This window comes from Actinomarinicola tropica (assembly GCF_009650215.1).
Taxonomy (GTDB): domain Bacteria; phylum Actinomycetota; class Acidimicrobiia; order Acidimicrobiales; family SKKL01; genus Actinomarinicola; species Actinomarinicola tropica.
The window spans coordinates 3,051,401-3,075,312 of sequence record NZ_CP045851.1 but is presented as its reverse complement, the minus strand read 5'-3'; the positions used below and the strand labels follow the sequence as shown (position 1 = coordinate 3,075,312).

General features: G+C 71.3%; 22 protein-coding genes and 3 pseudogenes. 14 read left to right on the top strand and 11 right to left on the bottom strand.

Annotated features, from left to right (window positions below):
* Nucleotides 1-50 precede the first annotated feature (50 nt).
* Both glgP and GH723_RS15075 read left to right on the top strand, forming a co-directional pair.
* Nucleotides 51-2,123, top strand: a complete 2,073-nt coding sequence (gene glgP / locus GH723_RS15080) for an alpha-glucan family phosphorylase (protein WP_195210346.1) — start codon at nucleotides 51-53, stop codon at nucleotides 2,121-2,123.
* A gap of 289 nt (nucleotides 2,124-2,412) precedes the next feature.
* Entirely contained in the window at nucleotides 2,413-2,832 is a 420-nt protein-coding gene (locus GH723_RS15075; RefSeq protein ID WP_153760417.1) for a hypothetical protein, read from the top strand.
* On the opposite strand, the gene GH723_RS15070 is transcribed toward GH723_RS15075, so the two are convergent.
* On the bottom strand, nucleotides 2,833-3,525 hold the full coding sequence (locus GH723_RS15070) for a hypothetical protein (RefSeq protein WP_153760416.1): 693 nt from the start codon (nucleotides 3,523-3,525) through the stop codon (nucleotides 2,833-2,835). It lies immediately after the preceding gene.
* 97 nt (nucleotides 3,526-3,622) lie between these two features.
* Between GH723_RS15070 and aroC the strand changes: the two genes are divergently transcribed.
* Complete coding sequence (gene aroC, locus GH723_RS15065) at nucleotides 3,623-4,723, top strand: chorismate synthase (protein WP_153760415.1); 1,101 nt, start codon at nucleotides 3,623-3,625, stop codon at nucleotides 4,721-4,723.
* Between the two features lie 3 nt (nucleotides 4,724-4,726).
* On the opposite strand, the gene GH723_RS15060 is transcribed toward aroC, so the two are convergent.
* Nucleotides 4,727-5,248, bottom strand: a complete 522-nt coding sequence (locus GH723_RS15060) for a hypothetical protein (RefSeq protein WP_153760414.1) — start codon at nucleotides 5,246-5,248, stop codon at nucleotides 4,727-4,729.
* Nucleotides 5,249-5,345: 97 nt separating this feature from the next.
* Between GH723_RS15060 and GH723_RS15055 the strand changes: the two genes are divergently transcribed.
* Complete coding sequence (locus GH723_RS15055) at nucleotides 5,346-6,011, top strand: O-methyltransferase (RefSeq protein ID WP_153760413.1); 666 nt, start codon at nucleotides 5,346-5,348, stop codon at nucleotides 6,009-6,011.
* On the opposite strand, the gene GH723_RS15050 is transcribed toward GH723_RS15055, so the two are convergent.
* From GH723_RS15050 to GH723_RS15035, 3 genes and pseudogenes are all read right to left on the bottom strand, one after another.
* On the bottom strand, nucleotides 6,004-6,732 hold the full coding sequence (locus tag GH723_RS15050; RefSeq protein WP_153760412.1) for a potassium channel family protein: 729 nt from the start codon (nucleotides 6,730-6,732) through the stop codon (nucleotides 6,004-6,006). The genes GH723_RS15055 and GH723_RS15050 overlap by 8 nt on opposite strands.
* A pseudogene (locus tag GH723_RS18925) lies at nucleotides 6,725-7,926 on the bottom strand (potassium transporter TrkG). The gene GH723_RS15050 and the pseudogene GH723_RS18925 overlap by 8 nt, the downstream one beginning before the upstream one ends.
* 135 nt (nucleotides 7,927-8,061) lie before the next feature.
* Nucleotides 8,062-9,420 (bottom strand): TrkH family potassium uptake protein, encoded by a 1,359-nt coding sequence (locus GH723_RS15035; RefSeq protein ID WP_153760409.1) that lies wholly within the window; start codon nucleotides 9,418-9,420, stop codon nucleotides 8,062-8,064.
* Nucleotides 9,421-9,489: 69 nt separating this feature from the next.
* Here GH723_RS15035 and glgX point away from each other — a divergent pair, with 69 nt between their 5' ends.
* The 6 genes from glgX (at nucleotide 9,490) to GH723_RS15005 (ending at nucleotide 18,145) form a co-directional block, all read left to right on the top strand.
* Nucleotides 9,490-11,628 carry a glycogen debranching protein GlgX gene (gene glgX / locus GH723_RS15030; RefSeq protein ID WP_153760408.1) on the top strand — a complete coding sequence of 713 codons (2,139 nt, stop codon included), beginning with the start codon at nucleotides 9,490-9,492 and terminating at the stop codon, nucleotides 11,626-11,628.
* A 3-nt stretch (nucleotides 11,629-11,631) separates the two neighbouring features.
* A complete protein-coding gene (treY, locus tag GH723_RS15025) occupies nucleotides 11,632-14,340 on the top strand; it encodes a malto-oligosyltrehalose synthase (RefSeq protein ID WP_153760407.1) in 2,709 nt (902 codons plus the stop codon).
* Complete coding sequence (treZ, locus tag GH723_RS15020) at nucleotides 14,337-16,079, top strand: malto-oligosyltrehalose trehalohydrolase (RefSeq protein ID WP_153760406.1); 1,743 nt, start codon at nucleotides 14,337-14,339, stop codon at nucleotides 16,077-16,079. Before treY ends, treZ begins: the two co-directional genes overlap by 4 nt.
* 157 nt (nucleotides 16,080-16,236) lie before the next feature.
* Nucleotides 16,237-16,566: a hypothetical protein gene (locus GH723_RS15015; RefSeq protein ID WP_153760405.1), complete on the top strand. Its 330-nt coding sequence runs from the start codon at nucleotides 16,237-16,239 to the stop codon at nucleotides 16,564-16,566.
* Nucleotides 16,567-16,806: 240 nt separating this feature from the next.
* Complete coding sequence (locus tag GH723_RS15010) at nucleotides 16,807-17,445, top strand: ICP22 family protein (RefSeq protein ID WP_153760404.1); 639 nt, start codon at nucleotides 16,807-16,809, stop codon at nucleotides 17,443-17,445.
* A 118-nt stretch (nucleotides 17,446-17,563) separates the two neighbouring features.
* Nucleotides 17,564-18,145, top strand: coding sequence for a hypothetical protein (locus GH723_RS15005; RefSeq protein WP_153760403.1), 582 nt, complete (start codon nucleotides 17,564-17,566; stop codon nucleotides 18,143-18,145).
* Nucleotides 18,146-18,160: 15 nt separating this feature from the next.
* Here GH723_RS15005 and GH723_RS15000 read toward each other — a convergent pair whose 3' ends face one another.
* From GH723_RS15000 to GH723_RS14980, 5 genes are all read right to left on the bottom strand, one after another.
* Entirely contained in the window at nucleotides 18,161-18,877 is a 717-nt protein-coding gene (locus tag GH723_RS15000; RefSeq protein WP_153760402.1) for a hypothetical protein, read from the bottom strand.
* A 132-nt stretch (nucleotides 18,878-19,009) separates the two neighbouring features.
* Nucleotides 19,010-19,504, bottom strand: coding sequence for an SRPBCC family protein (locus GH723_RS14995; RefSeq protein ID WP_195210345.1), 495 nt, complete (start codon nucleotides 19,502-19,504; stop codon nucleotides 19,010-19,012).
* Entirely contained in the window at nucleotides 19,501-19,827 is a 327-nt protein-coding gene (locus GH723_RS14990) for an ArsR/SmtB family transcription factor (protein WP_153760401.1), read from the bottom strand. Before GH723_RS14990 ends, GH723_RS14995 begins: the two co-directional genes overlap by 4 nt.
* 8 nt (nucleotides 19,828-19,835) lie before the next feature.
* A complete protein-coding gene (locus tag GH723_RS14985; RefSeq protein ID WP_153760400.1) occupies nucleotides 19,836-20,045 on the bottom strand; it encodes a hypothetical protein in 210 nt (69 codons plus the stop codon).
* A gap of 906 nt (nucleotides 20,046-20,951) precedes the next feature.
* Nucleotides 20,952-21,224 carry a hypothetical protein gene (locus tag GH723_RS14980; RefSeq protein ID WP_153760399.1) on the bottom strand — a complete coding sequence of 91 codons (273 nt, stop codon included), beginning with the start codon at nucleotides 21,222-21,224 and terminating at the stop codon, nucleotides 20,952-20,954.
* 235 nt (nucleotides 21,225-21,459) lie between these two features.
* On the opposite strand from GH723_RS14980, the gene GH723_RS14975 reads away from it, so the two are divergent.
* The 3 genes and pseudogenes from GH723_RS14975 to GH723_RS14965 all read left to right on the top strand — a co-directional run.
* Entirely contained in the window at nucleotides 21,460-22,002 is a 543-nt protein-coding gene (locus GH723_RS14975) for a type IV toxin-antitoxin system AbiEi family antitoxin domain-containing protein (protein ID WP_195210344.1), read from the top strand.
* A pseudogene (locus GH723_RS14970) lies at nucleotides 22,002-22,394 on the top strand (hypothetical protein); the annotation flags it as partial. The gene GH723_RS14975 and the pseudogene GH723_RS14970, both read left to right, overlap by 1 nt.
* Nucleotides 22,395-22,425: 31 nt before the next feature.
* A pseudogene (locus GH723_RS14965) lies at nucleotides 22,426-23,211 on the top strand (IS3 family transposase); the annotation flags it as partial.
* A 92-nt stretch (nucleotides 23,212-23,303) separates the two neighbouring features.
* Here GH723_RS14965 and GH723_RS14960 read toward each other — a convergent pair.
* Nucleotides 23,304-23,588 carry a metal-sensitive transcriptional regulator gene (locus GH723_RS14960; protein WP_153760395.1) on the bottom strand — a complete coding sequence of 95 codons (285 nt, stop codon included), beginning with the start codon at nucleotides 23,586-23,588 and terminating at the stop codon, nucleotides 23,304-23,306.
* Nucleotides 23,589-23,662: 74 nt separating this feature from the next.
* Between GH723_RS14960 and GH723_RS14955 the strand changes: the two genes are divergently transcribed.
* Entirely contained in the window at nucleotides 23,663-23,899 is a 237-nt protein-coding gene (locus GH723_RS14955) for a heavy-metal-associated domain-containing protein (protein WP_153760394.1), read from the top strand.
* The last annotated feature ends 13 nt before the right edge of the window (nucleotides 23,900-23,912 follow it).

Below are 23,912 nucleotides of genomic sequence, written 5' to 3'. Positions count from 1 at the left end.
CACACGGTAGGCGGGACGCGGGCCGGACGTCGCTCGGTAACGTGCGCACGGTGAACCCCGACGCTGCCCTCCCCGACGAGCCGCGCGCCCGCCTGCGCCGCCAGCTCGAGGATCTCGCCCGCAACTTCCGGTGGGTGTGGGACGTGCCCACCCAGCAGCTCTTCGCGCGGGTGTCCGTCGACGGCTGGGAGGTCGGCCATCGGTCGCCGCTCCAGCTCCTCGCCGACCTCGAGGAGTCGACCTGGCGGGACCTCGCCGCCGACGCCGACTTCGTCCGCGACGCCGACCACCTGCACGCCGAGCTGCTCGCCTACGTGCAGCCGGGACGGCCGCCCCGCGCGCCCCAGGTCGCCTACTTCTCCCCGGAGTTCGGCGTGGCCGAGAGCCTGCCCCAGTACTCCGGCGGGCTCGGGGTGCTGGCCGGCGACCACCTCAAGGCGGCCAGCGACCTCGACCTCTCCCTCGTCGGCGTCGGCCTCTTCTACCGCCAGGGCTTCTTCCGACAGGAGCTCGTCCCCGGCCAGGGCCAGCTCGAGCACTACCGCGACATCCGGCCCGAGATGGTCGGCCTCCAGAAGGTCCACGGCGCAGCGGCGACGGTCGCCGTCGGCGACGAGAACGTGGCCGTGCAGGTGTGGAAGGCCGACGTCGGTCGGATCACCCTGCTGCTCCTCGACACCCACGTCGACGGCAACTCCGAGCGAGCGCGGCACATCACCGACCGCCTCTACGGCGGGGATCAGGCCCACCGCGTCCGTCAGGAGCTCATCCTCGGCGTCGCCGGCGTCCGCGTCCTTCGCTCGCTCGGCATGGCGCCGCGGGTGTACCACCTGAACGAGGGCCACGCGGGGTTCCTGGCTCTCGAGCGGATCCGCGCCCAGATGGTCTCCTCCGGCGCCTCGCTGCACGAGGCCGTCGAGCAGAACCGCGCGTCGCTCGTCTTCACCACCCACACGCCCGTCCCCGCCGGCATCGACCGCTTCCCGCGGGACCTGATGCAGACGTACCTGGGCGGGTGGTGCGAGGGCGTCGGCGTCTCGATCGACGAGCTGATGGAGCTCGGGCGCTACGCCGACGACGGACCCGACGCGTTCAACATGGCTGCGTTCTGCCTGCGGGTGTCAGGACGAGCGAACGGCGTCTCGCAGCTCCACGGCGCGGTGAGCCGCTCGATGTTCGCCTCGGTCTTCCCGGACACGCCCGAGCGCGACGTCCCGATCACCGCTGTGACCAACGGCGTCCATGCCCGCACGTGGACCTCGCCCGAGGTGCAGGCGATCTTCGACCGCGTGATCGGCGTCGACTGGCCGGACGCGTCGGCCGACGACTGGCGGGCCGTCTCGGCCCTGGGCGACGACGAGCTGCGCGACGCTCGCGTCGCGGCCCGCGAGCGGCTGGTCCGCTTCGTGCGCGATCGGCTCGCCGAGCGCGGCCAGACCCACGCCGCCGAGGCGCTCGACCCCGGTGCGCTCACCATCGGCTTCGCCCGCCGGTTCGCCACCTACAAGCGGGCGACGCTGCTGCTCTCCGACCGCGACCGGCTCGAGCGCCTGCTGCTCGACGGCGACCGGCCGGTGCAGGTCGTCTTCGCCGGCAAGGCGCACCCGGCCGACGAGCCGGGCAAGGCGCTCCTCCGGCAGGTGCTCGAGGTGTCGGCCGATCCCACGTTCGCCGGTCGGTTCGTGTTCATCGACGACTACGACATCGGCGTCGCCCGGGCGCTCTACCACGGCAGCGACGTGTGGCTGAACAACCCGGTGCGGCCCCAGGAGGCGTGCGGCACGTCGGGGGAGAAGGCCGCGCTGAACGGCGCGCTCAACTTCTCGGTGCTCGACGGCTGGTGGGCCGAGATGTACGACGGCGGCAACGGCTGGTCGATCCCCTCCTTCGAGGAGTTCGAGGACCGGGTCACTCGCGACGCCGCCGAGGTGGGCGTCCTCTACGACGTGCTCGAGAACGAGATCGTGCCGCTCTTCTACGCCGACGGCCGGCCGCTCTCGTCCCGTTGGCTCGACCGGGTGCGCCACACGTGGGCCTCCCTCGGCCCCCAGGTCACCGCGTCGCGCATGGTGCGGGACTACCAGGACCGGCTCTACCGGCCCATCCCCGGCCGCCCCTACTGAGCACCCGCTCGCGGCGACCGGAACGCCGGGGCGCCGACTCTGTGAAGCGCTGCGAACGACCCCCGTTCCCATCGCTGCACGGACTCGATCTCGACCGGAGGGCCCGATGAGAGCAGCTGAATGGAAGCGCCTCTCTAGGCCGACGTTGTCGGCCATCGATGCGGACTGGGGTTGGTCGAAGACGCTCGCTTTCACCCGGCCCGTGTCCTGGGTCCTCCATGGAGTGCTCGCCGAAGACTCTGGTCGGCGGTCAGGCGAGATCTACCTCTGGGTCGTAAGGACGCCTCTCGTGGTCCCGCTGGACGGCGTTGTCGATCTCAGCTGGTCGGAACGATTCGGGGGAGGCTCCACGACCTATCCGATCGATTCACCCGGCCTCGCCGAAGCGATCGGCGGCGCCGCTGATGAGGCGATCGCGAACGCTCGCGGTGGTTCGCCCATCGCTCCGCCGCCGGGCGGGGTCGACAACGTGCGCATGCAGGAGGCACGAGCCTACGGATTGGTCCTGTCAGGCAACCCTCAGGGGGCCATCGAGGTCTTGCACCGGGTCCGACGGCATCGGCCGACCTACCCGTGGGAGGACGAGCTTCTCGAGCGCGCAGGGGCTGTCGCCGCACTGATCGAAACGCAGCGGCTCCACGAGGTCATGCAGCTGCTCACCGGTTGGCGGCGTGAAAACTGCGCCTCGTTGGGTTTGCAGTGCGAGTGATCAGGCCTTGGGTCGCGAGGCGAGCACCCGGGGGTCGACCGTCGACGCGGCGGTGACCCACTGGGCGACCTTGGGGCGACCGAGGTTGTCGGGCACGAGGGGGAGCGCCTCGGCCGCTGCGGTGCGGGACCAGCGCGTGGCCAGGCGTGCGGTGAGCAGCGACGGCGCCTCGTCGAGGCGCGGCGTCTCCCCCGGACGCAGGTACACCTGGAGCGCGACCGACCGCAGCGCGCCCGGGTCGACGACCACGCCGGCGGCGTGCGCCCGGTGGACGAGGTGCGAGGCGATCATCCGCAGCTCCCTGAACCCAGTGGCGAAGACCGCCAGCGCCGACGCGGCGCCCGTCGCGGCGGCGATCAGCGGCATCTTCTTCGTGCCGATGCGCAGGGTGCGCGACGCGAGGCTGGTGGACGCGAGGAACGACGCCGCCGACGCCGCGCCGTTCTTGTTCTCCCGCAGGGCGGTGAGCGCCTCGGCGAGCTCCTCGGAGGTGCGGACGGGCGACGGGTGGCGCACCACCCTGTCGACGAGCTGGTCGAGGCGGTCGCCGACCGCGCCGACGGTGGCGGTCGGCAGCGCCTTCGTCGAGCCGGCCAGGGACCGGACCCAACCGAGCCCGGTGTCGCGGATCCGGCCCGGCAGCGACGCGGGGGCGGGCGATCGGTCGGTCGTGGCGGGGGAGAGGTCGCTCAACGCGTGCTCCGGGGTCGGCGGCGGGACGGATGATCGGTCGCCGGTCTACCCGGCGGTCCGACGATCACCCCTCGGGGGCACCGGTAGGCTCCGCCGGGTGAGCAGCAGCTTCGGGCAGGCCTTCCGCGCCACCACCTTCGGAGAGTCCCACGGCGGCGGCGTCGGCGTCGTCGTCGACGGGTGCCCGCCGCGGCTGGCGCTGTCGCTCGAGGCGATCCAGTTCGACCTCGATCGCCGCCGGCCGGGCCAGAGCCGGCTGGTGACCCAGCGCCAGGAGGCCGACGAGGTCGAGATCCTGTCGGGCGTGTTCGAGGGCCGCACCCTCGGCAGCCCGATCGCGATGCTCGTGCGCAACACCGACGCCCGGCCCCACGCCTACGACCACCTGAAGGACGTCTACCGGCCGAGCCACGCCGACTACACGACCGAGGCCAAGTACGGCCTGCGGAACTGGCAGGGCGGCGGCCGGTCCTCGGCAAGGGAGACGATCGGTCGGGTCGCGGCGGGAGCCGTGGCGCGACAGCTGCTCCGTGAGGTCGCCGGCGTCGAGGTGCTCGCCTGGGTGAGCTCGGTGCACGAGATCGATGCCGAGGTCGACGTCGACGCGGTGACGCTCGACGACGTCGAGGCCACCCCGACGCGTTGCCCCGATCCCGACGCGGCGGCGCGCATCGAGGCGGCGATCGAAGAGACCCGCCGGGCCGGCGACTCACTCGGCGGCGTCGTCACCTGCGTGGCCCGCCGCGTCCCCGTGGGCCTGGGTGACCCGGTCTTCGACAAGCTCGACGCCACCCTCGGCGGGGCCATGCTGTCGCTGCCGGCCGCCAAGGGCGTCGAGATCGGCAGCGGCTTCGCGGGCACGCGGATGACCGGCCTCTCCCACAACGATCCGTTCGTGCCCGGCCCCGACGGCCGGCCGCGCACCTCGAGCAACCGCTCGGGTGGCATCCAGGGCGGCATCTCCAACGGGGAGGACGTGGTCCTCCGCGTGGCGTTCAAGCCGACGGGCACGATCTCGTCGGAGCAGAAGACGGTCGACCGGGACAACAACGCCGTGACGTTGGCGGCGAAGGGTCGCCACGACCCGTGCGTCCTGCCGAGGGCCGTGCCGCTGGTCGAGGCCATGACCCTCCTCGTCCTCGCCGACCACTGGCTGCGCCAGCGCACGGTCGACGTCCTGCCCCCGCTGGAGGGGTAGCGGTCAGCTCTTCTGGACCGCGGAGGCGACCAGCCACGCGTCGCCGTCCCGCACCAGCGTGTACTCGTTGATCGAGGTCGCGCCGTCGTCATCGCTGACGGCCTCGCCGTCGGCGTCCACGGTCACCAGGTGGCTGCGCTGGGTGTCGGTCACCATCGCCTCGGTCTCGCTCACGACCTCGACGGTGACGTCGTGCTCGAGCGTGCCGGTGATGCGCTGGCCCTCGGCGTCGAGGTGGGCGATCTGGTCCCGCCGCACCTGGAGGAGCTCACCGGTGAGGACGAGCTCGAGGAGGTCCGGATCGAGCTCGTCGAACGCGACGAGGACCACGCCCCAGTGGTGCAGGTACGCCGCCTCGACCTGCGCGGCGGTCTCGAGGGACTCGTCGGCCGGCAGCCGGTCGAGGAGCAGGGTGGTGCTCGTCGTGGTGGTCGCCGCGGTCGTCGACGTGGTGGTCGATCCGGCCTGCTCGTCCGGACCGTCGGCGTCGTCCGAGCTGCACGCGCCGAGCGCGAGCACGAGCACGACGAGGATGCTGCCGGTCGCCCGTCGAGCGGTTGTCCTTCGCCGCCTGTGCACGGGCGAAGGATACGCCGCCGTCGGCCCCGGGTACGGTGCCGCGATGGACGACGCACCGAAGCAGATCGGCGTCGACGCTGCGCTGCACCGCTACATGGTCGACCACGGCACGCCGCCAGATGAGGTGCTGACCGACCTGGTCGAGGTCACGCGCCAGCGGTTCGGCGACCGGGCGGGCATGCAGATCGATCCCGCGCAGGGAGCGTTCCTCACCGTGCTCACCCGCATCATCGCGCCGGCGTTCGCGGTCGAGGTCGGCACGTTCACGGGCTACAGCTCGACGTGCATCGCGCGGGGCCTCCCCGACGGCGGGCGCCTCCTGTGCTGCGACGTCAGCGAGGAGTACACGGCGCTGGCGCGCGAGGCGTGGGCCAGGGCCGGCGTCGCCGACCGCGTCGAGCTGCGGATCGGACCGGCGCTCGACACGCTCCGGGCGCTGCCGGGCGACACCCGCATCGACCTGGCGTTCATCGACGCCGACAAGGGCGGGTACCTCGACTACTACGAGGAGATCGTCGGCCGAATGGGCCCGGGTGGGGTGGTCCTCGTCGACAACGTGCTGTGGAGCGGTCGCGTGGTCGACGAGGCCGACACCGACGGCGACACGCGTGCCATCCGGACGTTCAACGACCACGTGGCTGCGGACGACCGCGTCGAGGTGGCGGTGCTCGCCGTCGGCGACGGGCTGACGCTGGCCCGGGTCAGGTGACGTTGGCGAAGCGCTCGACGCGCTTGGTCTCGCCGGCGACGAGGAGGATGTCGCCCTCGCGCATCATCGTGTCGGGCGTGGCGTAGGTGAACATCTCGCCCTCCGGCTTGATGCACACCACTGTGACGTCGTACTTGGCGCGGAGGCTGGCCTCGAGCAGGGTCTTGCCCTGGGCCTCCTTCGGCACCAGCGTCTCGACGAGGGCGAACCCGGCGTCGAGCTCGATGTAGTCGATCATCCGACCGGTCACCATGTGCGCGACGCGCACGCCCATGTCGTGCTCGGGGAAGATCACCGAGTCGGCGCCGACCCGCCGCAGGATGCGGCCGTGGGACTCGGTGATCGCCTTGGCCCAGATGTTCTCGATGCCGAGGTCGTGGAGCGCGGCGACGGTGAGGATGCTCGCTTCGATGTCGCTGCCGATGCAGACGACGGCGCACTCGAAGTCCGCCGCCCCGAGCTGGCGGAGCGCCGCGATGTTCGTGGAGTCGGCCTGCACGACGTGGGTGAGCGACGTGGCGTGCTCCTGCACGACCGAGTCGCTCTCGTCGACGCCGAGGACCTCGTAGCCGAGGTGCTCGAGGGTGGCGCCGACCGCGCTGCCGAACCGGCCGAGGCCGACGACGAGGACCTCGTCCCAGTCGCCCGCGACGGTCGGGGGCTCCGGTCGCCACTCGACGTGCTTGGGTGGGCTCGATTCGGGGGTGGGTTGCTCAGCCAACGAAGGGACGCTCCTCGGGGAAACGGTACAGGCGTTCGCGCTCGCGCAGGATGAGTGCGGTGCCGACGGTCAGGGGGCCCAGCCGGCCGAAGACCATGAGGCCGATCACGACCAGCTGGCCGAAGGTGTTCAGCTCGTCGGTGATGCCGGTGCTCAGGCCGACGATGCCCACCGCGGAGGTCGCCTCGAACGCGGCCTCGGTGAGCTCGAACGGTCCGCTCGCGAGCAGCAGCATCGTGCCGCCGAGCAGGGTGATGCTGCTCGTGAGGGCGATGGCGATCGACTGGCGGATGGCGCCGTAGGGGATGCGGCGGCCGAACGCCGAGGAGTCGTCGTCGCCCCGGTACTCGGCGCGGGCGGCGAGGACGAGCAGGGCGAGCGTCGTGACCTTGATGCCGCCGGCGGCCGACACGCTGCCACCACCGATGAACATCGACACGATCGTGGCCAGCTGGGTCGTCTCGTTGGTGTCACCGAAGTCGATCGAGGAGAAGCCGGCGGTGCGCATCGTCGAGTTGAACGCCGATGCCAGCACCTTGCCCCGTGTGTCGAGCCCACCGATCGTGTCCGGGTTCGTCCACTCGAAGCTGAGCACGACCACGGTCGACACGACGAGGATCGCCGCGGTCACCGACAGCGTGAGCTTGGTGTGGAGGCTCCACCGGCGCGGCCGGCGGGGCAGCGTGCGGAGGTCCATCAGCACCGGGAAGCCGATCGAGCCGATCAGGACCGCTCCCGCGACCACGAACGAGACGAAGGATCGGTCACGTACTCGGCCAGGCTGTCGTCGAAGCGGGTGAAGCCCGCGTTGTTGAACGCCGAGATGGCGTGGAAGAGCCCGTTGACGACCGACTGCTCGAACGTGAGGTCGTGGTGGAGCCACAGGGCGCCGCTGAGGAGGACGAAGGCCGTCACCTCGACGATCGCGGCGGTGGCGAGCACCGTGTAGATCACCCGGCGCACGTCGCCGAGGTCGAGCCCGCTCTCCACTTGGGCGAGCCGCCGGCCTCGCAGCCCCATGCGACGCGACACGACGAGCCCGGCGAGCGCGCCGAGGGTGATGATGCCGAGGCCGCCGAACTGGGCGAGCACGAGGATGATCGCCTGACCCAGGCCGGACCAGTACGTCGACGTCTCGACGGTGACGAGGCCGGTGACCGTCACCGCGGACGTCGCGGTGAAGAGGGCGTCCATGAACGTGGCGTTCGGACCGGCGGCGGTGCTCGGCGGCAGCATCAGAGCGACCGTCCCGAGCACGAGCACGACGGCGAAGAGCCCGACGAGGACGCGCGCCGGCGTGAAGCGGATGCGGAGGAAGCGGAGCATCGCTCACCCGATGATCGGGCGCTCCTCCGGGTAGCGGAAGAGCTTGTCGCGCTCGCGCAGCACCAGCGCGGTGCCGAGGGTGAGGGGGCCGACGCGACCGAGGAACATCAGCACGACGAGCACGGCCTGGGGTGGGTCGGCCAGGAGCCCGGTGATGCCGGTCGAGAGCCCGACGGTGCCGAACGCGGACGTCGCCTCGAACAGCGTCTCGCCGATCGAGAACGGCGACGTCGCGGTGAGGAGGAGGTTGCCGGCGAACAGCGCGGTCAGGCCGATGAGCACCACCGAGAGGGCCTGGCGCTGCGCCGTGGCCGGGATGCGGCGGCTGAACCGGTTGACGTCGGGGTCGCCACGCAGCTCGGCCCACACCATGAGGGCGAGCACAGCCGCCGTCGTGACCTTGACCCCACCGCCGGTGGACGCCGGCCCGGCGCCGATGAACATGAGGAGCGTGGTGACGAGGATCGTCTCGTCGTTCGCCTCGCCGTAGTCGAAGGTGTTGAACCCCGCGGTGCGGGGCGTCAGCGAGGCGAAGGTGCCGTTGGCGACGGTGTCGACGGCGCTGCGGTCGCCGAGCGTCTCGGGGTTGTCCCACTCGAACGCGGTGAGCGTCACCATCCCGACGAGGAGGAGCGCCGCCGTCATCGTCACCACGAGCTTGGTGTGCAGGGACCACCGCGTGAAGCGGGTGCGCTCGTTGCGGAGGTCGAGCCACACGGGGAACCCCAGGCCGCCGCTCACCACCGCGGCCCCGATGACGAGGAGCAGCAGCTCGTCGCCGGCGAACCCCATCAGGTTGTCGCTGAAGAGGGCGAACCCGGCGTTGTTGAACGCCGAGATGGCGTGGAACACGCCGAGCCAGACAGCGCGCAGGAGGCCCTCGTCGTAGGAGATCCAGAACCGCAGGGTGAGCAGGAGCGCCGCCGCGCCCTCGAACAGCAGGGTGAAGCGGATGATGCCGAAGAGGATCGAGCGGACGTCGCCGAGGTCGAGAGTCCCGGTCTCGGCCCGGGCCAGCAGGCGCGAGCGGAGACCGAGCTTGTGGCTGACGAAGATCGCGGCGAGCGAGGCGAGCGTCATGATCCCGAAGCCGCCGAGCTGGATGAGCAGCATGATCACGCCCTGCCCGAACCCGGACCAGTAGGTGGGCGTGTCCACCGTGACGAGGCCGGTGACGCACACGGCCGACGTCGCCGTGAACAGGGCGGTGATCGGCCGGGTGCTCCCCGGACCCGCCGTCGCGATCGGCAGCATGAGCAGCGACGCGCCGGCGAGGATGGTCACGCCGAACGCCGCGACCACGACCTGGGCCGGGTGGTGGAGGCGGATGCCGAAGATCCCGGAGCGGGCCACGGCGGCCATCCTGTCAGACGCGTCCCCGGCCGAAGATCACAGGGTTGAGCGAGGCGACCCGCAGGTAGCGTCAGCGCCATGCGCGTCTGGCCCGGCAACCCCTACCCCCTCGGTGCGACCTACGACGGGTCCGGGACCAACTTCTCGGTCTTCTCCGAGCTCGCCGACCGCGTCGAGCTCTGCCTCTTCGACGAGGACGGCACCGAGCGGCGCGTCGACCTGCCCGAGGTCACGGGGTTCTGCTGGCACGGGTTCCTTCCCGACGTCGGGCCCGGCGACCGCTACGGCTTCCGTGTCCACGGGCCCTACGAGCCCGAGCACGGTCTGCGCTGCAACCCGGCGAAGCTCCTGCTCGATCCCTACGCCAAGGCCATCGAGGGCGGCATGGACTGGAGCGAGGCCGCCTTCCCGTACCGGTTCGACGACGGCTCGATCAACGACGACGACAGTGCCCCGCACGTCCCCAAGTCGGTCGTGGTCAACCCGTGGTTCGACTGGGGCCACGACCGTCCGCCGGCGACGCCCTGGCACGAGACGGTGGTCTACGAGGCCCACGTCAAGGGCCTGACGATGACGCACCCCGATGTGCACCCGGACCTGCGGGGCACGTACCTGGGGGTGGCGTCGCCGCCGGTCGTCGAGCACCTGCGCAAGCTCGGCGTCACCGCCATCGAGCTCATGCCGGTCCACCAGTTCATCCACGACCACACGCTCTTCGAGAAGGGCCTGCGCAACTACTGGGGCTACAACTCGATCGGCTTCTTCGCCCCGCACAACGAGTACGCCACCCGCGGCCAGCGCGGCCAGCAGGTCACCGAGTTCAAGTCGATGGTGAAGGCGCTGCACGACGCGGGCATCGAGGTCATCCTCGACGTCGTCTACAACCACACAGCCGAGGGCAACCACCTCGGGCCGATGCTGTCGTTCCGGGGGCTCGACAACCCGGCCTACTACCACCTCGTGGGCGACGACCCGCAGTACTACATGGACTACACGGGCACCGGGAACAGCATGAACACCCGGCACCCGCACGTGCTCCAGCTCATCATGGACAGCCTCCGGTACTGGGTGACCGAGATGCACGTCGACGGGTTCCGCTTCGACCTGGCCTCGGCCCTCGCCCGCGAGCTGCACGCCGTCGACCGGCTCTCGGCGTTCTTCGACCTCATCCAGCAGGACCCTGTGGTGAGCCAGGTGAAGCTCATCGCCGAGCCGTGGGACGTCGGCGAGGGCGGCTACCAGGTCGGCAACTTCCCGCCGCTCTGGACGGAGTGGAACGGGAAGTACCGCGACACCGTGCGCGACTACTGGCGCTCGATGGACCAGACGCTCGGCGAGTTCGCCTCCCGCTTCACGGGCAGCTCCGACCTGTACGAGACCACCGGCCGCCGTCCGCACGCCTCGATCAACTTCGTCACCGCGCACGACGGCTTCACGCTGAACGACCTCGTCTCCTACAACGACAAGCACAACGAGGCCAACGGCGAGGACAACCGCGACGGCGAGAGCCACAACCGGTCGTGGAACTGCGGGGTCGAGGGCCCGACCGACGACCCGAAGGTCCTCGAGCTGCGCGCCCGCCAGCGCCGCAACTTCCTGGCCACCTTGTTCTTGTCCCAGGGCGTCCCGATGCTGCTCGGCGGCGACGAGCTCGGGCGCACGCAGGGCGGCAACAACAACGTCTACTGCCAGGACAACGAGATCTCCTGGACCGACTGGGACGCCGTCGACGACGACCTCCTCGCCTTCACCCGCGACCTCATCTCGCTGCGCAAGGCGCACCCGGTGTTCCGCCGGCGGCGCTGGTTCAGGGGCGAGGAGGAGGTCGCCGACGAGGGCACCGCCGACATCGCCTGGTTCCGTCCCGACGGGCAGCTGATGACCGAGGAGGACTGGCAGCGCGGCGACGCCAAGTCGATCGGCGTCTTCCTCAACGGCGAGGGGATCCACACGCCGGGTCCGCAGGGCGAGCAGATCGTGGACGAGTCCTTCTACGTCATCTTCAACGCCCACCACGCCCGGCTCAACTTCACCCTCCCCAGCCAGGCCTGGGGCGAGCGTTGGGTGCGGGTGATCGATACGAGCGAGGCCCGCACCGGGCCCACCCGGCGGCAGTGGCGCCCGGGCGAGCGGATCCGTGCCGAGGGTCGGTCCCTCGTGCTGCTGCGGCGCGCCGACCCCGTCGCCGCCACCCGTCCCGTCGTCGACGGCGTCTGATCGGTGCCCGCACCGCGCGCCACCTACCGGCTGCAGCTGCGGCCCGACTTCGGGTTCGACGACGCGGCCGACGTGGCCGACCGACTGGCCGAGCTGGGCGTGAGCCACGTCTACACGTCGCCCTACCTCCAGGCCGCCCCCGGCAGCACGCACGGCTACGACGTCGTCGACCACAGCCGCGTGAACGACGAGCTCGGCGGCCCCGAGGCGCACCGGCGCTTCGTCGATCGCCTGGGGGAGCTCGGCCTCGCGCAGGTGGTCGACATCGTGCCCAACCACATGGCGATCGGCTCGCCGCTCAACCTCTGGTGGTGGGACGTCCTCGAGAACGGCCGGTCGAGCCGCTTCGCCGGCCACTTCGACGTGGACTGGGACCCGCCGGAGTCGAAGCTGCGCAACCGGGTGCTGATGCCCATCCTCGGCGACCAGTACGGGCGGGTGCTCGAGCGCGGCGAGATCACCCTCGAGTGGGGCGAGGACGCCCGCTTCCGGATCCGCTACTTCGACCACGTCCTCCCCGTGGCCCCCCGCACGCTCGACCGCGTCCTCCTCGGTGCCGCGCGCCGCGCCGACGGGGGGACCGCCGATCGCCTCGCGTTCATCGGGCACTCGTTCGGCCGCCTGCCCTCGGCGACCACCACGAGCCACGCCGACGTGGTGACCCGTCACCGCGACAAGGAGGTCCTGCACGACCTGCTGCGCACCCTGCGCCACGAGGACCCCGGGGCGAGAGCCGCCGTCGAGGCCGAGGTCGCGTCGATCAACGACGACGTCGATGCGCTCGACGACCTGCTCGACCACCAGAACCACCGGCTCGCCTTCTGGCGCACCGCGGGCCACGACCTCGACTACCGCCGGTTCTTCGACATCAACTCGCTCGTCGGGCTGCGGGTCGAGGACCCGAAGGTGTTCGCCGACACGCACCAGCTCGTCCTGCGGTGGCTGGCCGACGGCGAGGTCGACGGGATGCGCGTGGACCACCCGGACGGCCTGCGCGACCCGGCGGCCTACGTCGAGCTGCTGCGCGCCGCGGGGCCCGCGGCGTGGATCGTGATCGAGAAGATCCTCGAACCCGGTGAGGCGCTGCCGTCGTCGTGGCCCGTCGACGGCACGACCGGGTACGACTTCTGCCACGTGGTCACGCGCCTGCTCCACGACCCTCGTGGCGAGGCGCCGGTCCGCGCACTGCACGCCGAGGTGATCGGCGTCGACCCCGACGACGCCGAGGAGGCCCTCGCCGCGGTCGTCCACCGGGCCAAGCACGCGGTGATGCGCGACTCGCTCGCCGCGGACCTGGGCCGGGCCACGGAGCTGTTCGTCGCCGTGTCGGAGCACCACCGGCGCTGGCGGGACTTCACCCGCCGCGACCTGCACGACGCCCTCGAGGAGACCGCGGCGTGCTTCTCGGTGTACCGCACCTACGTCGGCGAGGACGGCCGGTGCACGCCGACCGATGCCCGCGTGATCGAAGAGGCGCTCGCCGAGGCCGCCGAGCGGCGCGACGACCTCGATCCGGAGGTGTTCGAGTTCCTCGGCCTCGTCCTCCGTGGCGACCTCGAGCCCGGTGCCGGCACGGCCGCCACCGAGCTGCGCATGCGGTTCCAGCAGATCACCGGCCCGGTGATGGCCAAGGGGGTCGAGGACACCGCCTTCTACGACCACGTGCCCCTGGCGTCGCTCAACGAGGTCGGCTCCGATCCGTCGGTGTTCGCCCTGGAGCCCGCGGAGGTGCACGCGGCGCTGGCCCTGGCCGCCGACGCGGCGCCCCGCGCCATGTTGGCCCTCTCGACGCACGACACGAAGCGCTCGGAGGACGTGCGTGCCCGCCTCGCGCTCCTCTCGGAGGTGCCCGGCGCGTGGAGCGAGGCCGTGCGGCGCTGGACGGCCATGGCCGCTCCTCACCGCGCAGCCCAGGACGCCCCGGGGTGGCCGGACCCCCGGATGGAGCACCTCTTGTGGCAGACCCTGGTCGGGGCGCACCCGCTCGGAGCCGACCGGGCCGTCGCCTACATGGAGAAGGCCGCCAAGGAGGCCAAGCGCCACACGTCGTGGGTCGACCCCGTCCCTGCGTTCGACGACGCCCTCGCCGCCTTCGTGCGTGCCGTGTGCGAGGACGAGGAGCTGACGGCCGACCTCGCCGCGTTCGTCGAGCCGCTCGTGCCCGCCGGACGCCTCAACGCCCTGGCCCAGAAGCTGGTGCAGCTGACGGCACCCGGCGTGCCCGACATCTACCAGGGCACCGAGCTGTGGGACCTCAGCCTCGTCGACCCCGACAACCGCCGCCCGGTCGACCACGACCTGCGCCGGAGGCTCCTGTCCCGCGCCCGGGAGCTCACGCCCGAGCAGCGGCGCGACGCCGACGACGAGGGCACGCCGAAGCTGTGGGTGGTGCACCGGGCCCTCGCGCTCCGGGCCGAGCGGCCGGAGTGGTTCGACGGCGCCTCCTACGCGCCGCTCGCCGTCGGTGGCGCGGCGGCCGGGCACGCGTTCGCCTACCTGCGAGGCGGGCACGCCGCCGCCGTCGTCCCCCGGCTGCCCCTCGGCCTCGAGGCCGCCGGCGGCTGGCAGGACACCACCGTCGAGCTGCCCGAGGGGTCGTGGTGGGACGAGCTCGGCGAGCGCCGGTGGGACGGTGGCAGCATCCGACTGGCCGATCTGCTGGAGCGGTTCCCCGTGGCGCTGCTGCGCGACGACCGAGGAGGCACACCATGACCGAGCTGCGCGTGTGGGCGCCGCGTGCCCGCCACGACGTCGTCGCCGTCGTCGGCGCCGACCGCCGCCGCGTCCGCATGGCGCGCGGCGAGCGAGGGTGGTTCTCCGTCGACGTCCCCGACCTCGAGCCGGGTGACGACTACGCGTTCGTCGTCGACGGCCGCGGTCCCTTCCCCGATCCGCGGTCGCCGCACCAGCCGTCGGGGGTCCACGGCCCGTCGCGGCTCGTCGACCACGGCGCCTTCGAGTGGACCGACGGCGACTGGCGGGGCGCCGACGTCCGCGACGGCGTGCTGTACGAGCTGCACGTCGGGACGTTCTCGCCCCGGGGCGACTTCGACGGCGTGGTCGAACGGCTCGACCACCTCGTCGACCTCGGGGTCACGGCGGTCGAGCTGCTGCCCGTCGTCGAGTTCCCCGGCACCCGCAACTGGGGGTACGACGGCGTCGCCCTCTACGCGCCCCACCACGCCTACGGCGGACCGGACGGCCTGAAGCGGCTCGTCGACGCCTGCCACGGGCGCGGCCTCGCGGTCGTGCTCGACGTCGTCTACAACCACCTCGGGCCGGAGGGGAACTACCTCGGCGCCTACGGGCCGTACTTCACGGACTTCTACTCCACGCCGTGGGGGGCGGCGGTGAACTACGACCGCGCCGACAGCGACGAGGTCCGTGCCTTCGCCCTCGACAACGCGCTGATGTGGCTGCGGGACTACCACGTCGACGCGCTCCGCCTCGATGCGGTGCACGCCATCATCGACACGTCCGCCACGCACCTCCTCGAGGAGATGGTGCAGAGGGTCGAGGACCTCGCCGCCGAGGTCGGCCGGCCGCTCACGCTCATCGCCGAGAGCGACCAGAACGACCCGCGGCTCTGCCGCTCGCGGGACCTCGGCGGCTACGGTCTCCACGCCCAGTGGAGCGACGACTTCCACCACGCGCTCCACGTGGCCCTCACGGGGGAGACGTCGGGCTACTACGAGGACTTCGACGGCTTGTCGTCCCTCGCCGCCAGCCTGCGGGACGGCTGGGTCTACACGGGCGGCTGGTCCGACCACCGGCGCCGCCGGCACGGTCGGGCCCCGGAGCACATCAGCTGCCGGAACCTGCTCGGCTACGCGCAGAACCACGACCAGGTGGGCAACCGGGCCGTGGGCGACCGCCTGTCGGCGAACGTCAGCGACGGTCGGCTCCGCGTCGCCGCGGCGCTCGTGCTGACCGCACCGTTCGTGCCGATGCTGTTCCAGGGCGAGGAGTGGGGCACGTCGGCCCCGTTCCAGTACTTCACCGACCACCAGGACTCGGAGCTCGGGCGGGCGGTCGCCCAGGGCCGCCGCTCGGAGTTCGGCGCCTTCGGGTGGGAGCCCGACCAGGTGCCCGACCCGCAGGATCCGGCGACCTTCGAGCGGTCCCGTCTCGACTGGTCCGAGCTCGGCCAGGCCCGTCACGCCGCCCTGCTCGACTGGTACCGCGACCTCGTCGCGCTGCGGCTCGGGGACCCCGACCTGCGCGCCGGGGACTGCCCGACGACCGTCGAGGTCGACCCTGCCGCCGGGTGGCTCCGGTTCGACCGCGGGCGGTGGTCGATCGCGGCCCACCTCGGGTCCGCTCCGGTCGTGGTGCCGGTCCCGGCGGGACAGGTCGTTCTGGCCTCCGACCAGGCACTTCCCGGCCGGGTCGAGGCGTCGGGGATCGAGCTGCTCCCCGACACCGTGGTGGTCGTCGACACCACCGCCTGACCACGCCCCGCGCGGGCCGCCCGCACCCGCTCGCCACGGGGTGACGGCGGGCATAGGTCGCACGACCTGGGCCGCGCGGATCAACTTCGCGCCGGGCTCTCAAGAGGGGCCGGGCAGCCTCCGATCCTGGGTGTGACAGCGGAGAAGGGGCACGGAGATGACCACGATTCGAGCGACCTGCGGAGCATGCGGAGACGTCGAGCTGACGACCGCCGACGTGCAGGTGATGATCAGCGAGGAGACGGGCGAGGGCACCTACTCGTTCCGTTGCCCGCACTGCCAGGACGTGGTCGTGAAGGGCAGCCCGCGACACACGATCGACCTGCTCGTGTCCGCCGGTGTGCGGTACTCGACCTGGGGCACCCCGGCCGAGAGCCCACTCGACCCGACCGCTCCGGCGTTCGACTACGACGACCTGCTCGCCTTCCACGCCTTCCTCACCGACGACGCCGCGGTCGCCGGGGCGCTCGACTCCCTGCCTCACTGACTCCGATCGCGCCGGGTCCTCCCCTTCCCGGCGTCGGTGGACGCGCACGGCGCCCCTCGGCCATCCCCCCGGCCCGAGGCGGCGCCGTCGCCGCGTCCGGGGTCCGGTCGCGACGGTCGCCACGCTGCGAGTGGGCCGGACGACCCACCGTGGCCGTATCCCCTGGATGACGCGCGGCGTTGACTCAGGAACAGAGGCGGTGGCGCGGGTCCGCCGACGACCAACCACAGGAGACGTCACATGTTGTCCAGCAAGTTCAGCCGCACGGGTGCGGTGATCGCGGCGGTCCTGATCATGGGCACGGGCGCGGCGGTCGCCGACGACGCCGTCGGCGGTGACGGGTCGGAGGAGACGACGACCACCATCGAGGAGACGACCACCACGTCGGAGCTGCTCGGCGAGGAGGGCGAGATCCCCGACGACGGCGAGGACGTCGACGACGGGACCGACGGCGAGGACGGCACCGATGGTGAGGACGGGACCGATGGTGAGGACGGGACCGATGGTGAGGACGGGACCGACGGTGAGGACGGCACCGACGAGGACGAGGGCGAGCGTCCCGACAACCACGGCGCCGCGGTCTCGGCCGCAGCCCAGGATCACAGCAACGACGAGCGGTGCGGCAACCACGGCCGCTGGGTGAGCTCGGTGGCCCGCGGCCTCGACGACTGCGTCCCGGCCGAGGACGGCGAGGACGAGGTCGAGGAGCCGATCGAGGAGCCCGCACCCGCACCGGCTCCCGGCAACAGCGGCAACGCGCCGGGTCGCACCGGTGACGCCCCGCCGGCCCACGCCAACGCCGGTGGCAACGGCAACGGCAACGGCAACGGCCACGGCGGCGGTCCCGGCCACGGCGGTGGCCCCGGTCGGGGACGCTGACACCACGCAGTCGCCCGCGGCGCGAGTCGGGGCCCACGCCCCGCTCGCGCCGCTCGCGCGAGTGCGCCGAACGACCCATCTTGGGTAGCCTCCCGACCACAGCGGGTAGTGAGCGGCCGTGCGCCGCAACGAGGACGTCGAAGGAGGACCGACCGTGCCGGTCGCCGGGCAGCAACCGAACCTGGGCAGCGTCCGCCGGGTCGTCGACCTCGTCGTCGGGCTCGTCACCCAGGGCAACCACCGCCAGGCCCGACTCCAGCTGTCGGCCCTCGAGCTGCGTGCCGGTCTCGCCGAGGCGGCCGACATCGTGGGGCAGATCACCGCACCGCCGCCGGGCGTCGACCCCCGCACGGAGGCCCAGGCCCGGATGAACGTGCCCGACGCCCTGCCGTCGTGGCTGGCGGCGCCGCTGCAGGACGAGATCGGCCGGATCTGCGCCCGCCAGAGCATGCGGGAACCGACGGTCACCCACATCATCGCCCGCATCCTCGCGGCGTCGATCGTCGACGAGTCCGCCGTCGACCACGAGGAGATGGGGTTCGCCCAGCGGGCCCACGTCGACCTGACCGAGTCGGCCGAGGCCATGGGCGACGACACCGTCGTCGACGTGAGCAACGGACGAGGTGTCGTCGCCGGGGCCGACCCGGATCAGGCCCGCCCCGACCGCTCGATCACCGACTGGCTGGGCCGCCGGGCCTGAGTGCCCGGTGCGTCGTCAGTCGAAGACGGCGCTCTCCAGCTGCTCGAGCACCGGCAGGAGCGCCGCGGCGACGGCGTCGGGGTCCGTGATCTCGTCGGCCAGGGCCACGCGCACCTGGTACACGGCCGGCGCGTCGAGCGCGAGCACCTGGAGGCCGTCGCCGTCGCCCTCGACGATGAGGGTGGCGTCCTCGTAGTCGCCGAGCTCGTAGGGCATCGAGGTCACGTTGCCCACGTCCGCGTCGTTCAGGGCCGCGCCGTAGTTGCCGGCGGCGAACTCCTCCCACCGGACCTGCCAGTCGACGTAGAGGTAGTTGGTGCTGCCCTCCTCGAGCCCGAACAGGCAGGTGGCCTCGCCTGCGCCCTCGGCCGAGGCGTCCTGGTCGCCGTGGAGGAAGGTGAAGTCGATCCCGGTCACGGCGTTGAGCTCGGAGAGGTCGAAGGACTCACAGGCGGTGTGGTCCAGGCCGTCGATGTTCGCGTCGCGCTCCGCCGACTGCTCGTCGCCGGACTCCGAGTCGGCGTCGGTGGACGCATCCTCGGTGTCCTCCTCCTCGGACCCCTCGTCGTCGGTGCCGCTCGCGTCGGCGGCGGTCGTCTCGCTCGTGGTGTCCGAGTCGGCCGGCGCTGGCGCGACCCCGCCGTCGCCGTCGCCGCAGGCGGCGGCGAGCAGGGTGAGCGCAGCGAGCAGGAGCGCGGCGCGCCGGGAGGCGCGTCGAACGGAGGTGGTCATGGCGGGGTTCCTCTTCGACGGGGTTCGGACGGCGGACGACGCCATCCGGCCGCGCCCACCACTTCCCGCGTCGGCGGTCAGCCGCTCGACCTGAGGGTTCCCGCCGGGCTGCCCGACCCGCCCGCGGTCCGCTCAGGCGCCGCCCAGGAGCTGCTCGAGCGCGTCGAGCTGGGCCTTGTAGCCCCACTTCATGCCGAACGCCGCCATCTTCGCCTTCGGCCCGATCTCGGTGATGGCCACGTGCAACGTGACCGTCGTGCTCGTGCCGTCGCCCGTCAGCGTGAGGTCGTTGGTGTGGTGGATCGTGGCCGACTCCTCCTCACCCTCGGTCCAGGACCGGGCGTCGTAGGCGAGGTGGCGCGGCGCCTCGACGTGGGTGAACGTGCCCTCCATCGGCCAGCGGGTGCCGGCGTACTTGCCCATCTCCTCGGTGGCGACGGTGACGACCCGAAGGCGGCCGCCGACCCGCAGGTCGACCTCGCACTCGTCGATCGTCGTCTTCTCCGGCCCCCACCACTGGCGCAGCTGGTCCGCGTCGGTCCACGCGCTCCAGACGGCGTCGAGGCTCGCGGGGTAGGAGCGCTGGAAGTGCAGGTCCTTGCGGCGTCGCAGCGGGTTCTGGATCACGAGGGTTGCTCCTTGGTCTCGTCGGGGCGCAGGAAGTCGCCGAGGGAGTCGAGGCGCGTCGCCCAGAGGTGCTCGAAGGACTCGGCCCACCGGGCGATCTCGTCGAACGGCTCGGCTTCGAGGTGGTAGATCCGCTGGCGGGCCCGCGGCTCGACGCGCACCAGGCCCGACTCGGCCAGGACCTTGAGGTGCTTGGACACCTGCGGCTGGCGGATGTCGAGGGTCTCGGCGATCTCGCTCACGGCGAACGGGCGGGACCTGAGCAGCTCCACGATCCGGAGCCGGCTCGGTTCGCCGAGTGCGTGGAAGACCGTGGCCTGCACCGGGGCCACTAGGTCGCGCCCGTGCGGCTGCGGGCCCGGTAGGGCAGGGCGAAGAGGTAGAGCCCGGTCACGAGCAGCACCGCCAGCGGTGGGAGCGAGATGTAGCTGACCCACTCGGGGCCTCCGAGGGCCCCCGAGGCGGTGACGATGACCACGGTGACGGTGAACGTCATGGCGAGCCACCGGTGGGCCTGGCGAAACGATCGGCTCCGTGTCATGCGTCCACGGTACGGAGGGAGACGTATTCCTGTCAAGGAATACGTCCGCGTTCTCGCTCGCGTGGTGCCCCCGGCAGGATTCGAACCTGCGACGCACGGTTTACTGCCTCCCTGTGACGCCCCAGGCCGCGCCCTTGTCCTCCATCTGTGGGAGGAGCGTGGGAGGAATCGGGGTATCTCGATCAGATCTGAGCGGCTGACCAGGGCATCCGGCAGTTCTCGACTCGGTTTCCTTCCCGTAGATCGTCCGGTGGGCTATCGACGACGGCCACCGCAGCCGGTCGTTCCGCACGAAGGCCGAGGCCGAGCGTTTCCGCGTCGAACTGCTGAAGGCCACCCACGCGGGTGACCGGTTCGACCTAGGCACCGGCGAGCCGGCGTCATGGAGCCTGCCGCTGGCCGACCTCGGCGTGCACCACTGGGCCCGCGGGTGGCTGGCCGAGCAGGGGGCCGAGTGGCAACCCCGACCAAGGGCGGAGCGTCGAGGCGATGCTCAACGTCGGCTGATCGAACTGCACGACGATCTCGACGAACTCCTTGCGGGCACCGGACGCTGGACTGGCCCACCAGCCGGTGACGCCGCCCGCGCCTACAACCGCCCCGCCGACGCCCTCGACGAGAGCCGCCGTGCCGCCAGCGACCCGACTGCGACTCGACGCGGGCGTCGAGCAGCAGCCAAGGACTACCGAGGCTCACCGCGATGGCCGACACGGCTACGAGGCAGTGGGCCGCCGTCGTCGAACCCGAGGCCGACGCACTCCGGACCGACATCCACTCCACCGAGCGACAGCTCAGACGCCTCAGCGCTCAGGCCGTCCGTGCGCAGCTCGACAACCTTCCGGCCTGCGGTACCGATCGGGCGGTCGGCCCCAGCCGGGGACTCGGGCTGTGAGGCCCGGCTCGGATTCATCGGCCCTCGAGGACCTGCATCCGGACCCGATGATCGGCGGAACGAAGGTCGTCCTCCCAGCAATAGGGGTGCCAGTCGCTCCGCTGCCGCACGATCTCCTCCGCTTCGGCGTCGGTGACACGACGCCCGAGATCGCCCGACGGGCGGGCGCGCGGAGCGACGAGCACAGCGGCCCATGCTTCGTCGCCGTCGTGGACCCGGTAGAGCTCGTCCGTCCTGTCGTTGTGCGACCACCGCAGGCTGGCGGGGTCCAAGTTGTTCAGCGCCATGAGAACCTCCCGATCAGTTGCTCGCCAAGATCTGTATCGACCAGGAGGCCGGGCTATTCGAATTGGGCGCGTCCCATGGTCGGTCCACCACGGTCGTTGACACGGTGGGTACGCTCGGCGGCGTCGCCGCTCGCGGCGATCGGGTGCAGGGGCCCGACCGAGCGTACCCACCACGCGCACGGCAGCTCTCCCTGGGGCCGTTGCCAAAACTATGGATTTCTTCCATACTTTTGGCATGCCTGGCCGCTGGTACTCGGAGCTCTTCGACATCGCCGCCGACCAGTACGGCTTCGTCACCACCGAAGACCTCCAGCACCTCGGTGGTGACGCCCAAGTGCTCGTCGACATGCGTCGCCACGGACACGTCGACCGGGTGGCTCATGGCCTGTACCGCTTCCACTCGTTTCCAGCGGGGCCGCTGGACGAGTTCATGCAGGCCACCCTGTGGCCGCGACGGCTGGGCGTGATCTCCCACGACTCCGCCCTCGACCTCTGGGACCTCTGTGACGTCAACCCCGCCAAGATCCACGTCACGGTGCCGAAGGCGGCGCGCCTTCGCCGGGCGACTCCGCCCGAGTACGTCGTGCACACACGCGACCTCGAGCCCGTCGACGTCACCCGCTTCGAGGGAATCCCGGTCGTGACAGCGCTCCGTGCGATCCTCGACGGACAGGAACGCCACCTCGATCGTCGACTGATCGACCAGGCGGTCGACTCGGCCCGGCGACGCGGGCTGATCACCCGCGAGGAGCTCCCGGTGGTGGAGGCTGCCGGCTGATGGAGGGCTTCCCGGTGAAGGACAAGCCGCCGCACAACGTCAGCGTGCTGGAACGCTGGCTCACTGAGGCATCCAAGGAGACCGGCGTGGCGGCCGGGCGCCTGCGGCGCTGGCTCGGCTTCATGGTCGTCGCGGCGATGCTCGACGAGGCCCGGCATGCCGAAGACGGCGAGCCGCTGTTCCTCGTGAAGGGCGGGGTGGCGATGGAGCTGCGCATTGACTCGGGCGCGCGTGCGACCAAGGACTTCGATACGGCCTTCCGAGCCAGCATGGATGCAGTGACTGGCCACCTCGACCCAGCGCTCCGGGCCGGGCACGGCGACTTCACCGCGACGAGGACCGAGCTGGAACCCGTGAAGGACACCGGCGCCGCCCGATGCGAGATCAAGCTCGCGTACCGAGGCAAGTCCGTCATGACCGTGAAGATGGAGGTCGCCGCCGTCGAAGGTGGCATGGGTGACGAGATCGACCACATCCCAGAACGCCATCTTCGACGCCCATCGCGACGATCCGGAGTTCGGTTACCGGTTCCTCGCCGACGAGGTCCGCGCCCAAGGCTTTGAGGTGTCGGATCGGGTGGTGTGGCGGATCTGTCGCGACATGGGCTGGTGGTCCTGCTTCGGCAAGCCCCGCCGCCGCAAGGGATCGCGGACCGGCACCCCCGCCCACGACGACCTCGTCCTCCGCCGGTTCTCGGCCAGCGCCCCGAACCAGCTGTGGGTCGCCGACATCACCGAGCACCCCACCGCCGAGGGCAAGCTCTACTGCTGCGCGATCAAGGACCTCTACTCCAACCGGATCGTCGGCTGGTCCCTCGACTCGAGGATGAAGGCCCGACTCGTGGTCGCCGCCATCGAGATGGCCGTCGCCCGCCGCGGTGACGTGGCCGGCTGCATCCTGCACTCGGACCGAGGATCGCAATTTCGCGCCCGCAAGGTGCAACGGGCCCTCACCCGCCACCGGCTCGTCGGCTCCATGGGCCAGGTCGGCGCGGCCGGCGACAACGCCGCCATGGAGTCGTTCTTCGCTCTCCTGCAGCGCAACGTCCTCGATCGCCAACGCTGGGCGACCCGCGACCAGCTCCGCATCGCGATCGTGACCTGGATCGAACGGACCTACCACCGCCGACGCCGCCAAGCCGCTCTCGGCCGATTGACCCCCATCGAGTACGAAACGATCATCACCCCACAGACGGCAACCGCCGCCTGACCCCACCTGTCACCTCAACGCGCGGCAGTCCCGCGCTTCCGGCGTCCCGCGTTGCTCGCCGCTTGGGGCCGAGTGTCATTTCCCCGGACGCATCAGGTTCTAACGATGCGAGCGATCGCTTGGAGGGCCTCTTCGACCATGGCGTCGGCGTGCTCCCGATCCTCACCGCCTGCCGCTTCCGCCACGCAGTGTCGGACGTGCTGATCGAGCAGGCCCATGGAGACGCTCTGGAGTGCCTTGGTGGCTGCAGTGATCTGGGTGAGCACATCTATGCAGTAGGTGTCCTCCTCGATCATCCGTTGCAGCCCACGGACCTGTCCTTCGATCCGACGGAGCCGCTTCAGGTAGTCCTCCTTGCTGATGCTGTATCCCCTCACCTGATGATCCTCCTCGACCCGACGTCGTGTTGCGTACCCTTGCCAAGGGTACCATAGGGGGGTATGGTGTAGAAATGACCAATAGCCCAGAGCCCACCATCGTCACCTTCTCCACGCCCACGGTCCACTGCGGCTCGTGCCTCGCCAACATCAGCGACGCGCTCGATCCTCTCGAGGGGATCGTCTCGACCGAGACCGACCTGGACTCGAAGTCCGTCAAGGTGGCGTTCGATCCCCACCTCATCGACGCTACGAAGATCGCAGCGCTCATCGGTGATGCCGGGTACGACGTCGCCGGCATCACGGGCTGAGCCTCAGGGCCTG